Raw genomic sequence first — 13,794 nt, forward strand, 5'->3', positions numbered from 1 at the left:
GAAACTTACAATTTTGAAAGGTAAGTGCATCTACTTCACTTTAAACAAAAAAGCCCACAACACGTGTTGTGGGCTTCTCTTTAGCGGAGGCTGTTAGCTAACCACTTCGGCCTCGTCGCCGTCTTCATCCTTGCGGTGTGCCCAGTGATACAGGGCAGGCAGTACCAGCAAGGTCAGTGCGGTGGAGGACAGGATCCCGCCAATCACCACCGTCGCCAATGGCCGCTGAACTTCGGCACCGGTGCCGGTGGCCAAAGCCATCGGGATGAAGCCCAGGGACGCTACCAAGGCTGTCATCAGAACAGGTCGCAGACGGGTCAATGCACCTTCATCGACTGCCTGTCTGAGCGTTCGTCCCTCCTCCCTTAGCCCGCGGATGAAGGCAATCATCACCAGGCCGTTCAGTACTGCAACGCCGGACAGTGCAATGAAGCCGACACCTGCCGAGATCGACAGTGGGATGTCCCGCAGCCACAACGCCACAACACCACCGGTGAGTGCGAATGGAATACCGGTGAAGACCAGCATGCCGTCCTTCAGGTTGTTGAACATCAGGAACAACAAGGTCATGACCAGCAGCAAGGCGACTGGAACAACGATCTGCAGGCGTTTGGCAGCCGACTGCAGCTGCTCGAACTGGCCCCCCCAAGTCGTCCAGTAGCCCGCAGGGATTTGCACCTTCTTGTCCAGCGATGCGGTCGCCTCCTCAACGAAGGACCCCAGATCGCGGCCTCGAACGTTGGCGCTGACGATAACCAGACGTTTGCCGTTCTCGCGGCTGATTTGGTTCGGGCCCAGTTGCAGGTCCAGATTGGCGACCTGGGACAGCGGGATGAAGCCGATCTGATTGGCACCCTGTGCCGCATTGGCAGGTACCGGGATCAGCAAGCTGGACATACCCGCTACGTCGGTGCGAACGGTCTCTGGTAGGCGTACTACCATGTCGAACCGACGGTCGCCCTCATACAGCGTGCCGGCCTGACGGCCACCCACGGCGATAGCGATCGAGTTCTGAACATCCGCGATGTTCAGGCCGTAGCGTGCTGCTTTTTCGCGGTCAATGTTGATGGTCAGCACCGGCAGGCCGGATGTCTGCTCAACTTTCACTTCCGATGAGCCCGGGACCGCTTTGAGCGCTGCCGCGATCTTGTTGGCGGTGTTGTTGAGCACGTCCATGTCATCGCCGAAGACTTTCACAGCGACGTCACTACGCACGCCCGAAATCAGCTCGTTGAAACGCAGTTGGATTGGCTGCGACAACTCGTAGTTGCTTCCTGGAACACCCGCTGCGGCCTTCTGCACTTCAGCAATCAGCTCATCACGAGGCTTCTTCGGGTTAGGCCACTGATCCTGAGGCTTGAGCATGATGTAGGCGTCAGAGGCGTTCGGCGGCATCGGGTCAGATGCAATTTCTGCGGTACCCGAGCGTGCGAACATCCGCTCAACTTCAGGCACCTGCGCAATCACCGCTTTCTCCAGACGCTGCTGCATCTCGACAGATTGAGTGAGGCTCGTTCCAGGCACACGCATGGCCTGCATCGCAAAGTCACCCTCACTGAGGCTTGGGATGAACTCGCTACCCATACGACTTGCCAGCAAACCACTGAGCACGACCAAGGCTACTGCGGCCGAGAAAGCGATGTTCCGATGTCCCAGCACCCATTGCAGAACCGGTTCATAGCGCAGTCGAGCTGTGCGCATGACCACGCCTTCCTCTTCCTTCACCTTGCCAGTGACGAACATGGCAATAGCTGCAGGAACAAAGGTAACGGACAGGACCATTGCACCCAGCAGCGCCATCACAACGGTGAAGGCCATCGGGTGGAACATTTTGCCTTCGACGCCGGTGAGGGCGAAGATCGGCAGGTACACCACCATGATGATCAGCTGACCGAAGATCAGCGGCCGGCGAGCTTCTCGCGCCGCGGCAAAGACCTCGTGGAAGCGTTCGGTTTTGGTGAGCATGCGGCCATGCTTATGTTGCGCATGAGCCAGTCGACGGATCGCGTTTTCTACAATAACCACGGCACCGTCGACGATGATGCCGAAGTCGAGTGCCCCCAAACTCATTAAGTTGGCACTGACCTTGTTGTTGAACATGCCTGTGAAGGTGAACAGCATGGACAGCGGAATCACCATCGCGGTGATCAGAGCCGCACGGATGTTGCCGAGGAACAGGAACAGAATGGCGATAACCAGGATCGCGCCTTCCACCAGGTTCTTCTTCACCGTCGCGATGGCTTTTTCAACCAGGTTGGTACGGTCGTAAACAGTCACAGCCACCACGCCCTTTGGCAGGGTGCGGTTGATGTCCGCCAATTTGGCGGCGACAGCTTGAGATACGGTGCGGCTGTTTTCACCAATCAGCATGAACACGGTACCGAGCACGACTTCGCGGCCGTTCTCAGTAGCAGCACCTGTACGGAGCTCTTTACCGATGCTGACGTCAGCAACGCTGCTGATGCGAATCGGTGCACCATCCACACTGGTGATCACGATGTTGGCGATGTCTTCGATATTGCCTACCTGACCCGGTGCACGGATGAGCAACTGTTCACCATTACGCTCGATGTAGCCGGCACCGACGTTGGCGTTGTTACTTTCCAACGCTGCGACCAGGTCATTGAGTGTCAGCTTGTAGGTAGCCAGGCGCTTTGGATCCGGCGCAACCAGGAACTGCTTGGCATAACCGCCGATGGTATTGATCTCGGCCACACCCGGGACGTTACGCAGCTGAGGCTTGATGATCCAGTCCTGGATCACGCGCAGGTCGGTCGGGGTGTACGGCGTACCGTCCTCTTTGACCGCGCCATCTTCGGCTTCAACAGTCCACAGGAAGATCTCGCCGAGGCCGGTAGATACCGGACCCATGACGGCCTCTACACCTTCTGGCAGCTGTTCCTTCGCAACCTGCAGCCGCTCGTTGATCAACTGGCGGGCAAAGAAGATGTCAGTGCCATCCTTGAAGATCACGGTGACCTGAGACAGGCCAGAGCGAGACAGGGAACGGGTCTGCTGAAGGCCCGGGAGACCGGCCATGGCCGTTTCAACTGGAAACGTGATCCGTTGTTCGGTTTCCAAGGGCGAGTAACCAGGCGCTGCAGTGTTGATCTGCACCTGGACGTTGGTGATATCGGGTACCGCATCGATGGGCAGCTTTTGATAGCTGTAGATACCGATACCCGCCATGATCAGAACGGCGATCATTACTACGATGCGCTGCTCGATGGCGAATCTGATGATACGTTCAAACATGAGAAATCATCCTGTCAGTTCGCATCAGTGACCGTGTTCGGCAGAAGCTTTGCCGAGCTCGGACTTGAGTGTGAAGCTGCCACTGGTTGCTACCTGGGCGCCGGCTTCAATACCGTCGATGATTTCCACGTACCCATTGTCGCGGCGACCCAGTTTTACCGGGCGGGTGTCAAAGCCATCTGGGGTGCGTACGAATACCGAAGGTTTGTCTTCAACGGTCTGCACAGCGTGCTCAGGGACCGCTACGGCAACTCGATCGGTCTGGGAGGTGACCGCAATGTTTACGAACAGGCCTGGACGCCAGGCGCCGTTGGGGTTGGTCAAGGTGACGCGGACAGTAGCTGCACGGTTTTGCTCGCCCAGCAGGCTGCCGACATAACCCACCTTCCCTTCGACCTCGACGTTCATGTCAGGCGAAGAGACTTTCACTGCACGGCCAGTCGTGACCTTGCCCAGATCTGTCGGCGGAACTGCGAAGGTCGCCCAGACCTGATTCAGGTCGGAAAGGATGAAGGCGTTGGTCGCCTCGCTGACGACTTCGCCGACGGTCAGGTGTTTCTCCACTACCACGGCGTCGAAGGGAGCGCGGAGCTCGTAACGATTACCGCCAACGGAGTTAACCGAGGCACCGATTGCGCCGACCTTCTGCTTGGCGTTGGCCAAGGAGATCTCCGCTTCTTGCAGCGCTTGGCGTGCTTGGAGGTAGTCTTGCTCTGCAGAGATCTTGTCCTGCCACAGTTGCTTCTCACGTTCGAAGGTCACACGCGCCAGTTCGACGCGACGCTGTGCGGCCTGTTGTTCGCTGCGCAGGTCAGAGATCTGCTGGCTGGCGATTACCGCGAGGACTTGCCCTTTCTTGACCGTCTCGCCCAGGTTGGCCTGGACAGCCTCAACAACGCCAGGAACACGAGGAACCACGTGGGCAGTACGATCTTCGTCGAAGCGAATTTCGCCAGGGAAGCTCACGACGGTACCGAGGTCACGAGGCGCTGCAGCTTCCAGGGCAACACCAGCGGCCTTGATCTGTTCAGCGCTGAGCGTCAGCTTGCCCTCTTCTTCACCGCCCTCTTCGCTGTGGCCTTCTTCACCATGGCCCTCATCACCTTCCTCTTTGGCGGCAGATGCGGCTTTCTTTTCGTCGCCATGGCCATCGTTAGCGCCATGCTCGGCAGTACTGGCGGCCTGCTGTCCGGAACTGTTGTTCCAGGCAAGGCTGCCAAATCCGAGGGCTGCCACAGCGGCTACCGCGAGGGCGATCTTGCGTTTGTTATCCATTGCTACTCCTGCTGATCGTAGGCACCGGCTTGTTCAAGGCTGTGTGCCGAAGAAAATGTTTGGCCCGTTCAGCGAGTGCCGGCGGTTGAGCCGACTTCGCCATAAACCCTTTCCACCTGCGCACGCGCATTGGTCGCCGCTGCCAACGATTCGAGGTATTGGCCACGAGCGACGATCAAGGTGCGCTGGGCATCCAGCACTTCGATGAAACCGAATTTGCCCATCTCGAAGCCGCGGGTTGCGGTCTCTACGGCTTGTTGGGCTGAAGGCAGAATGGTCTTGTCGTAGGACTCGACCTCCTGCATGGCGGTGGACCATTGGTTCAACGCGGTTTGGGTTTCGGTGCGCAGGCGCAGCTCAACAGCATTGCGCTGGTCCCGGGCCTGATCTGCACGACGAGAAGCGGAAAGAATGTTGCCCTGGTTACGATCGAACAGCGGCAAAGGCATAGACAGGCCCACAGTGTTGACCCGCTCGCGCACAGAGCGGTCGTACTGGCTACCTACACTGACAGTAAGGTTCGGGATACGCTGAGCTTTCTCTGAGCCGAGCGAGGCATCGCTCTTGTCTATCTGCACCACGGCCTGACGCATTTCTGCTGTTTGGTCGAGCTTAGCCAGCAGATCTTCAGTGCGAGGTGGCAAGCCCGGGGAGAGGGTTGGCGATTCGAGTCGATCAAACACGGTGACTGAGCTCCCGGTAATTTGAGCGAGCTGTTGGTAAGCGGTCGCTTTTTCCGTTTCTGCACGTCGAACTTGCAGCTGGGCTTCGGCCAGTTGCACTTGAGCGCGGGTCGCCTCCACTGGGGACGACTTACCTGCGCGAACACGGCCATCGACGATGCGAAGACCGCGCTCAGTCAGTTCGAGAGATTGCTTGGCCAGGTCGAGACCTGTCTGGGCCCGCAACGCGGCGTAAAAGGCTTGGACGACATCTGCACGCAGGCCGTTAACGCGACGGTCTAACTCAAGCTGTGCGGCGGTCTGCCCGTATGTGGCGACGTCAACACGAGCCCCCCGCTTACCGCCCAGCTCAAGGGTCTGGCTGAGAGAGACAGTCGTCTGGCTGGTGTTACGACGGGTGTCTTCCACGTCATACGAGATTGTGGGGTTGGGGATAAGCCCGGCCTGCTTGCGAGCACCATCAGCGATCCCAATTTCTTGCCTGGCCGCGGCCAGGTCTGGGTTGGCATCCATGGCCGTCGAAAGCGCCTGGGGCAAGCTGATGCTTTGGGCAAGGGCTGCAGGCGCCATCAACCCAGAGATGACTGCACAGAGTGCAGCGATCTTCCAGGGCGAGACGGGGGTCTTGGGTAAGACATTGCGGTTATACCGGGGCACTTTGATGGTCCTCGTGCACAAACTTCGATAAAGCTTGGCGAGAACGCCGAAACAGCTGCCAAGCCCCACTTGATTAGGTGATGGCACTCTAATGAGCGGTAGCTATCAGAGGGGTGGCTAGAAAATTACAATTCCGTAAGAATGTCCTGTAATGCCCGAAAATACTGGGAAACCAAACCCGACACGATGATTTCGTTACAAGCAACGGAGATGGCAAACACGCGGTGCGAAGGCCCGAACAACAGGTAGATGACGAAATTGTAATTTTCCTATCACCCCCCCGTTATCTTCGGCCTGCAAATATGAGCTCGCGCTACGCTAGGCGCGCCGCCTGGTCAGAACAATTAACGACACCCGCGCCGGTAAACATAATAAAAACTGCCGTGAATCAAAGGAGCATCGGATGAAAATCAAAGTACCACTGTATTTGGCGGCAGTTTCTGCGCTGTCTGGAAGCTATGCTATTTCGGCACAGGCAGAAGACAAGCCAGAAGGCTTCATTGAAGGCAGCAGCCTTACAGTGCTGAACCGTAACTTCTACTTCAACCGTGATAACCGCGACAGCACTGCCCCCACTTATAACAGTGGCAAGGGCAACACCAACGGCTACTCCGAAGCCTGGGCGCACGCGATCATCAGCAAATTCAACTCTGGGTTTACCCAGGGAACCGTTGGCTTTGGCGTTGATGCCTTCGCCATGATCGGCCTCAAGCTCGACACCGGTGATGGGCGCAACGGCGGCCGTAGCTCCTTCGACGTGCTACCCGTTGATAACAAGGGCGAAGCTCGCGACGAATACACCAAGGTCGGCGGCGCAGCCAAAGTCCGCTTGTTCGATACCATCGTGAAAGTAGGTGATGTTTTCCCATCGACTCCGGTCGTTGCATCCGGCGACTCTCGCCTGCTGCCAGAAAGCTTCCGCGGCGTGACCGTTGAGAACACCAGCATCCAAGGCCTCACCCTGCAGGGTGGTCGTCTGCATGCGATGAGCCAGCCGGTCTCAAGCAACCTGAACGACAACTTCGTGACGTTCTACGGCGGCCCGGTCAACTCGCCATGGATCGGTTACGGTGGCGGTGACTACTCGATCAACGACAACTGGACTGTGAGCGTCTACGCCAGCCAGCTGAAAGACGTCTGGAATCAGTACTACGCCGGCACCAGCGTGGTTTACCCGCTGAGCGACGATCTGGCGCTGATCGGTGGCTTCAACTACTACAAAGCCGTAGATGAAGGTAAGAAGCGCCTGGGTGAATTCGACAACAACATCTGGAGTGCCAAGGTCGGCGTGCGTTACGGTGCCCATACCCTAGCCCTGTCGCACCAGCGCAACAACGGCGACGACGATTTTGACTACCTGCGTCAGTCGGACTCGATTTTCGTCGACAACTCCATCCAGTACAGCGACTTCAACTCGCCGAAAGAGCGTTCCTGGATGCTGCGCTATGACCTGAACTTCACCAGCTACGGCATTCCAGGCCTGACGTTCATGACCCGCTACGCCAGAGGCTCGGGCGCGGATTACTCGAACGCTAACCAGTTCTACATGCGCACTGATGACAACGGCAACCCGCTCGACAATCAGAAGCGTTGGGAGCGTGACGTCGAAGTCAAATACGTTGTCCAAACCGGTCCAGCAAAAGATCTGTCCTTCCGGTTGCGCCAGGCAACCACACGTGCCACTGCATTCGAATCGGATCTGGATGAAACCCGTGTGATCATTGAGTACCCGCTTTCGATTCTGTAATTCGCTAACTGGACCAGTTATTCATTAACTGGTCCTATTAGTAAAACGAGCATTACGAATTCACCTTGAGTGGCTTAAGTGCTCCTTTGGTAAAAGGTGGATATTTGGCGCCCATTGGGCGCCTTTTTTTGCCTAAAATTCAAGTAGGCGTTCGATTGTACGCATCGCATGCCGGTGAAGTTCATGACTACACCAATGACCAGTCTCTTCAATGTGAGCGACCTCGCCGTCATCTGAGCGGAACGAAGCCAGCACAAAGAAGAAAATAACCCAATACTTCATAAGGTCAAATCACCTGCTGGAGAGAGGGCCCGCAACTGTCAAACCCAAACCGCGACAAGATATACCGCCAGACTATCAACTGTATTACCTAGAAATTACAAATCCGTCATTTGAGCCCCGGCACGCTCATTTTGATTTACCATCCCTTTCAATAATGCCGGCGCGCGTGCGCGGTTAATTGCTCAGTGATATCGAGACAAAATCCCATGCGAATTCTGGTAATTGAGGATGAAGTAAAAACTGCGGAGTATGTGCGTCAAGGTCTGACGGAATGTGGCTATGTCGTAGATTGCGTCCACACCGGGTCAGATGGATTATTCTTGGCTAAGCAGCACGAATATGAGCTGATTATCCTGGATATAAATCTGCCAGAGATGGACGGTTGGCAGGTCCTTGAGTTGTTGCGTCGTAAAAACTGCCCTTCCCGTATCATGATGCTGACGGCGAGAAGCCGGCTGGCGGATAAGGTCCGGGGGCTGGAGAACGGAGCAGATGACTACCTGATCAAGCCATTTGAGTTCCCTGAGCTGCTGGCCCGGGTTCGCGCCTTGATGCGCAGGTCAGATCACCCTGGATCCGTAGAGGTCATTCGCGTCGCTGACCTGGAGCTTGATCAGAGCCGGCACAGGGCATTCAGGGACGGTCAGCGCATTGACCTGACCACGAAAGAATTCGCGTTACTGCATTACCTGATGCGTAATACCGGTGTGGTGCTGAGCCGCACCCAAATTATTTCGCAGGTTTGGGATATGAATTTTGACTGCGACACAAACGTTGTAGAGGTGTCGATTCGAAGACTCAGAGCCAAGATAGATGACCCTTTCGAGACCAAACTGATACATACGCTTCGGGGCGTAGGGTATGTGCTTGAAAAACGATAGTTGCCAAGCTCTCTAGTACCGAAAATCCGCTACATGCTCCCGTCGCTTGCGAACTTGAGGTTTCTGTTTACGATCCGCGGCGCTGATTCCTCACTCAACAAATGAGGTAGGCTGTACATGAGGTATAGCATTGATTATCAGCAGGTTTCGCAAGGACAATCCGATGCCAGCATTGATGCCTGTCCAGCTGACATTGTCTTCAACAGCGACCATGGCCTAGCTCTTATCCCGTGCGTTGGCGATGTTATCAACCTCCCCTCTACGGCGGTCAAAGAAGGGGTTTGCGGCATCGTTAGATCAAGGATTTTCAATTATCTCAGAGGTCCTGAAGAGCTGTACTGTCACGTCAATATTCTCGTTGAGGAGGCGGACATCAATTTCGAAAGTCTCATCTCGGAATACATGCGCAATCAGTCACGTGCTCGCTCGCCTTCTTCATAAAGTCGAAGGCGGGCCAGTCCATTAATGGTTGTGTATGGGTGAGGGTTCAGCAGAGCGAGCGCCTACTGAGCACCAGAGATGAATAGTCACAGCCTAGTGGTTTAACGCGGTACTGCTGGTGTACGCAGGGCCGGACTCATTGTTTTTTGAATGGCGCATTGCAGCACATAGAAATATAAAACCCCGGAAGCAAATACGATTGCGGACAGATAAGCAAACTCAGAGTCTAAAACCCCGGAAACCATATACAATTTAATCGTGATAGAACCCATAATAATTCCGGTACAGTACATGACGCCTGTGAACTGATTGCCCAAAAAACTCAGTATGCCGCTGAAGGCATTGTTCGCACTCAACAGCATTGCTTTCAGTATCGTCCAGCCGAGAACTGGCAGAAAAGCCTTGATCATGAAGGCGAATAACATCGACGATGCAAACAGTTTTATCGGGGTTTCTGCCCACGGCTTGATGGTGCCGTCTACTTCAACGCCGGTATACAAGATGATATTCAGAATAATCGCCATAAGGGTGCATATGCCGAGGCGTATCATTTCCCGCTTAAGCGGGGCCATCATTATCACTGCGTGAATCTTGTTTCCAAAGTATCGTTTTAGTCCTTGGATCGACATTTTTCTTCCTATGCTCTCGGGTATGACGCTGTTGTAGCGTTGTATGACGGTCATGCTTTTACCCGAAGAGAGGTGACGCTTCAACGGTCCTGAATTGCGCAGGGGATCTCATGTCCTTCCCCTGGCTGGGTAGCTTGCTGAGAAATTCTCATCTACCTGCGTGGCAACGATGCGGCCACCCCGCCGCCGTCAGAGCTCTGGAGGACTGGCTGCTGTCAGCAACTCATCGAGTGACGGAACCTTAGCGTTTGCACTGAGGACGAGTGTTCTGGATCGGAGTATGGATACATCAAAGAAAGATTCGCACTCGACTCTTCCGTTTACTTCTCTCCAGTGGGTGACTTCTGGTATCAACTCATTAGGCACCGGGTATAGTGCCATAGGGTTATGGAATACCTCCACTTCAGCAGACCACGGCTCGTAGCCATATTGCGGCCAGAGCTGACCGTAGTCGCTGGACGCTACATCCAACAGAAATGGGATACCTCGTGATGCTCCCGGAGAACGGTCGAAAAACTCACCAAACCGCAAGTATCGGTACCCGTCTAGATGAGCTCCACCTGAGATCGGCACTCGGCTGAGCTTTGGCACTGTGCAGGCATTGGTGAAAATGACCGCTGAAAGATGGGCATTTTCCATTAGCGTAAATAGGCCGTTGGGGCGCCCTGATAGCAGAGATGTCTCTTCCTCCACAGTTATCAGGTGCGTACCACGATGCGCAGATGAGTGAACTGCAAAGCCATAGAGATAGCTGATGAGCGACTCCCTGCTCCACAGCATTGAACTGGGCGCATGGAAATCGGCTAAGGCCAGAATGAGCGGCTTACCCTCCACGTGCGGTAGGGATTCGTAACGCTTGTCCAATTTGTTTTGGATGGTCCTCGCAAACCTTTCTGCAGCCGCTCCTAAGAAACGCTCATGTCGGTCAGCGGGTGGGGGGGACCGGCGAGGCGCCAAAATGCTCATACCGCTCTTCCGGGTTGGCTGTCACTGCTTCAACCCAGGCCTCATCTCCCAGCCTATTCTCGATGTGAAAATCGGGTGATTCTTTAGGCTGGGTGACCAAGAGTCCCTGTTCACGAAAAATCGCTAATAGGTGGGCTTCCCAGAGGCGGGTGTGAAAATTCTCAGTCTGGCAATCGGGAACCCAATTTCTGTCTGGGGATGGCAGTGCGAGATACAGTTGATTCAGCGCCCACGCCCCAATACGGCGGCTTGGATCAAATAGTGATTTGAACACCACGCTTGGTGTGCGCTTACCCATTCTGCTTAGAGGAGCACGTCGTCGTTCACCTGAAGGGAGTGGAAGCGGATGGGCTTGGGTATAGAGAAAATGGCTGATTGAGGCGCGGGCTTCAGACTCGCCAGTGGTGCGCTCACTATGGCTGAGGAGCACCCACACGCTATCGACACGACGCCGCAAGGTGACAATTCCGAAGCTGCCGGAATGGATATTTCGGGTTAGAGCGGCACAAGAAATTCCGTCCTCACTAAGCCATGCCCCTACTGGCGGGCTGTCCCCAAACCCCAACCCTCGTGGAAGCGACAAAGCGATTAGATCGAACATCGGCGCAGCAATTTCTTTCATTCGCTGATCTCGGCAGCCGTCAAAATGCATTCCATCAATGCCTCGGAGCGTGCCCGCCGGCGATGGCATCGGTGGAGGTACCTATTGAAGAAGGGGGCCTTGTTCCACCAGGACATCTCGGTTGGTGAAGATGGTCTCAATGGTTGCAGCCTCGGCAGCCACATGAGTCTTTCGCGTGATCTCTTCAAGGGCCAGTTCGAGCCGGTAGTCTTGGAAATACTCGTACAGCTTTTCAGAGCTCTCGGATATCTCCTCCCCACCATTCTTCGCGAACAAGATGTGGATGATCGCTGCGAGTGGGAGAGAGATGTCGAGATCCTTCTCTTCTGCATCTGAATCCGAGTTCAAACCGTCGAAATACCTCTCCAGATGACTCTGGAGCTCCTCAAGCCAGAACTGAGATAGGTTGCTTGGAAGGGAGCTTTCAGGCCCGGTCAGAAGGACTTCATCTCTGAATAGAGCCAGCAGATTGGGGTTTGCCATGGAGGACCTCACGATTAGATTTGAGAGCAACTGGTCAGCATAGTCCACCTCAAGATGACCACCTCCTTGACGCCCATCCTGGTGCTCCTGAGCATCAGACGAGTGAATCGCCCCGAAACCTGTAGATACAAAATGACCGCTTCTCGCCGTTAGCTGCCTTTCTTGAAGGACAGCTTTGGGTCGATAGCGGCCTTCGTGGAGGTTGGTGTCTACGGGGTCGGTTTAGTCAATCTGAATCTCCGGTTTCACCTCCGTGAGGCCGGCCATCGTCATGCATCAGATCTTGATTGACACGCGTGCCGCTTTGGATAGCCTTGCAATTGAGGGCTGCAACTGCGCATTTGTCGGGCCTGGGTACCAGCATGAGCCCCCCGCAATTTTGGCAGCAGAGGAAGCTGGTTCCTCTGAAGTAGTGACGGCGGGCATTGCCAGTCGGATTCTGAACCCAAGGTCGCCAGACTAGGAGCTAAAGGATCGCTGCGACTACTCCTCATCCCTTACCGAAAAGTCACGCGTCGGTCGTAAACGGCCCTTTCCAGGCCAATCAACTTTTGTGATTGGTGAGTAGGGATTTCTCGGCTTTTCTGTGAAAAGCACCCCTTCATTTCACAAAAAAAATGGCGAAGATTCCAATTTCACGGGGTCTGGCCTATCACCTATTTTGTGAACCTACATCAGGTTCATCAAAAAGCCCGCGCAAGCGGGCTTTTTCATTACTGAGCCAAGGATGGCGCTTGGCTCAGGCCATTGATTGCCTGATAGGCGACTTCTCGCGCCTGGCGCAAAACATCCTCTTTCCATTGTGCTTCGTCGACATAGAACGCATCGCGCAGTTGCCGCTTGATCTGCTGGCGCTTCGGCTCATCGGTCCCCGGGTTGTTGTGCAGCCACTGTTCGGCGCGCAACGCATCGAGTACCTGGGCACCTGGCAAAGTGCCGAATTCCAGGGTCAACGCGGTGAAGGTTGGCGGCGCGCACTCCTCCATCGCGCCGTACACCATTAGCCCGCTCAGCGGCACCGACACCGACTGACCTTCCTGCGAGGAGCGAACGCCCTCCCCCCACCAACGCCGTGCCCGTTCCAGCATGGGCGAGTTGGCAGGCCCGGAGTAGATGCGTTCACCGTGGCCTTTCGGTCCTAGCCCTGTGTGGATATCGACCCACACAAGGTGTTGGCATCGGCTGGCATGTTGGCGAACGCTTTGACGCACCGCGACGTTGCTCCAGGTTGGCGCGGTGCCGGTGTAGAACAGGCCATCGGGATGGCTGTGTTGCCCACTTGAGATCGCTTTCTGCAGACGCTTGCGCCCCATCTTCAGCAGGTTTGAAAACAGGTGAAGACGATTGGCCAAGGTCACCGGCCAGCGTTTGGGAATCATCACCGAATGAAGCGCTGGATAGTCGGGGTTGTGCGAACGGGCCTGGCTGAAATCTCGAAAGTTGCGGTTCAAGTCGACATTTTCGTGAGTCCATCGGCGCAGCCAGGAAAACCCGTACGGGTTGGCTGCGTGCAAGTACACCACCGCGCAACGGGCCTCTCTGGCTTGGTGCTGGAAGACCTCGTCCTGCAACAGCGCCAACTGCACCGCCGATCCGCAAAAGCCTTCGACACCATGGCAGCCACTGCTGATCAGCATCACGTGCTCGGCATCGAGCGGGCCGCTGCGCGCTACATCGATCGCCAGTTCTTCCCCCTCCGCACCCAGTAACGGGTGCTTATGGGACTCCACGGCTAGACCGCGATCGGCACAGGCATTGAGGAATTTTTGTCGAGCTTGTGCATAAGTCTGTGAGAAACAGGCAGCAGGGTTCATTGCGGCTCCTGAATATATTCCATGGGTTGACCCGGCCGACGGGCAGCCGCATCCCGGCC

At 55.6% G+C, this 13,794-nt stretch carries 10 protein-coding genes; 3 read left to right on the forward strand and 7 right to left on the reverse strand.

The genetic code is table 11. The annotated features are described in order from the left end of the window. Positions 1–93 precede the first annotated feature (93 nt). From E6B08_RS00310 to E6B08_RS00320, 3 genes are all read right to left on the reverse strand, one after another. Positions 94–3,255: a CusA/CzcA family heavy metal efflux RND transporter gene (locus E6B08_RS00310; RefSeq protein WP_010951454.1), complete on the reverse strand. Its 3,162-nt coding sequence runs from the start codon at positions 3,253–3,255 to the stop codon at positions 94–96. A gap of 24 nt (positions 3,256–3,279) precedes the next feature. After that, a complete protein-coding gene (locus tag E6B08_RS00315; RefSeq protein WP_010951455.1) occupies positions 3,280–4,530 on the reverse strand; it encodes an efflux RND transporter periplasmic adaptor subunit in 1,251 nt (416 codons plus the stop codon). A gap of 68 nt (positions 4,531–4,598) precedes the next feature. Next, positions 4,599–5,870, reverse strand: a complete 1,272-nt coding sequence (locus E6B08_RS00320) for a TolC family protein (protein WP_010951456.1) — start codon at positions 5,868–5,870, stop codon at positions 4,599–4,601. 403 nt (positions 5,871–6,273) lie between these two features. On the opposite strand from E6B08_RS00320, the gene E6B08_RS00325 reads away from it, so the two are divergent. The 3 genes from E6B08_RS00325 to E6B08_RS00335 all read left to right on the forward strand — a co-directional run bounded on the left by E6B08_RS00325 (position 6,274) and on the right by E6B08_RS00335 (position 9,221). After that, positions 6,274–7,617 (forward strand): OprD family porin, encoded by a 1,344-nt coding sequence (locus tag E6B08_RS00325; RefSeq protein ID WP_003253422.1) that lies wholly within the window; start codon positions 6,274–6,276, stop codon positions 7,615–7,617. Positions 7,618–8,105: 488 nt separating this feature from the next. Further along, positions 8,106–8,780, forward strand: coding sequence for a heavy metal response regulator transcription factor (locus tag E6B08_RS00330; RefSeq protein ID WP_136912270.1), 675 nt, complete (start codon positions 8,106–8,108; stop codon positions 8,778–8,780). A gap of 117 nt (positions 8,781–8,897) precedes the next feature. Then, positions 8,898–9,221: a hypothetical protein gene (locus tag E6B08_RS00335; protein ID WP_010951457.1), complete on the forward strand. Its 324-nt coding sequence runs from the start codon at positions 8,898–8,900 to the stop codon at positions 9,219–9,221. 101 nt (positions 9,222–9,322) lie between these two features. Here the strand turns inward: E6B08_RS00335 and E6B08_RS00340 are convergent, their stop codons facing one another. The 4 genes from E6B08_RS00340 to E6B08_RS00355 form a co-directional block, all read right to left on the reverse strand. After that, positions 9,323–9,850: a hypothetical protein gene (locus tag E6B08_RS00340; protein ID WP_012269855.1), complete on the reverse strand. Its 528-nt coding sequence runs from the start codon at positions 9,848–9,850 to the stop codon at positions 9,323–9,325. A gap of 925 nt (positions 9,851–10,775) precedes the next feature. Continuing rightward, positions 10,776–11,438: a hypothetical protein gene (locus tag E6B08_RS31015; RefSeq protein ID WP_226342902.1), complete on the reverse strand. Its 663-nt coding sequence runs from the start codon at positions 11,436–11,438 to the stop codon at positions 10,776–10,778. Between the two features lie 81 nt (positions 11,439–11,519). Further along, positions 11,520–11,921 (reverse strand): hypothetical protein, encoded by a 402-nt coding sequence (locus E6B08_RS00350; RefSeq protein WP_012269857.1) that lies wholly within the window; start codon positions 11,919–11,921, stop codon positions 11,520–11,522. 713 nt (positions 11,922–12,634) lie between these two features. Further along, complete coding sequence (locus E6B08_RS00355; RefSeq protein ID WP_136912271.1) at positions 12,635–13,735, reverse strand: M14 family metallopeptidase; 1,101 nt, start codon at positions 13,733–13,735, stop codon at positions 12,635–12,637. Positions 13,736–13,794 lie beyond the last annotated feature (59 nt).

This window comes from Pseudomonas putida, from assembly GCF_005080685.1.
In the GTDB taxonomy this organism is placed as follows: Bacteria; Pseudomonadota; Gammaproteobacteria; order Pseudomonadales; family Pseudomonadaceae; genus Aquipseudomonas; species Aquipseudomonas putida_V.

What these genes read in the sequence shown, in the direction of transcription:
- E6B08_RS31015 (WP_226342902.1), bottom strand. Translation starts at nt 11,438, where the DNA reads ATGAAAGAAATTGCTGCGCCGATGTTCGATCTAATCGCTTTGTCGCTT.
- E6B08_RS00340 (WP_012269855.1), bottom strand. Translation starts at nt 9,850, where the DNA reads ATGTCGATCCAAGGACTAAAACGATACTTTGGAAACAAGATTCACGCA.
- E6B08_RS00335 (WP_010951457.1), top strand. Translation starts at nt 8,898, where the DNA reads ATGAGGTATAGCATTGATTATCAGCAGGTTTCGCAAGGACAATCCGAT.
- E6B08_RS00350 (WP_012269857.1), bottom strand. Translation starts at nt 11,921, where the DNA reads ATGGCAAACCCCAATCTGCTGGCTCTATTCAGAGATGAAGTCCTTCTG.
- E6B08_RS00355 (WP_136912271.1), bottom strand. Translation starts at nt 13,735, where the DNA reads ATGAACCCTGCTGCCTGTTTCTCACAGACTTATGCACAAGCTCGACAA.
- E6B08_RS00315 (WP_010951455.1), bottom strand. Translation starts at nt 4,530, where the DNA reads ATGGATAACAAACGCAAGATCGCCCTCGCGGTAGCCGCTGTGGCAGCC.
- E6B08_RS00310 (WP_010951454.1), bottom strand. Translation starts at nt 3,255, where the DNA reads ATGTTTGAACGTATCATCAGATTCGCCATCGAGCAGCGCATCGTAGTA.
- E6B08_RS00330 (WP_136912270.1), top strand. Translation starts at nt 8,106, where the DNA reads ATGCGAATTCTGGTAATTGAGGATGAAGTAAAAACTGCGGAGTATGTG.
- E6B08_RS00325 (WP_003253422.1), top strand. Translation starts at nt 6,274, where the DNA reads ATGAAAATCAAAGTACCACTGTATTTGGCGGCAGTTTCTGCGCTGTCT.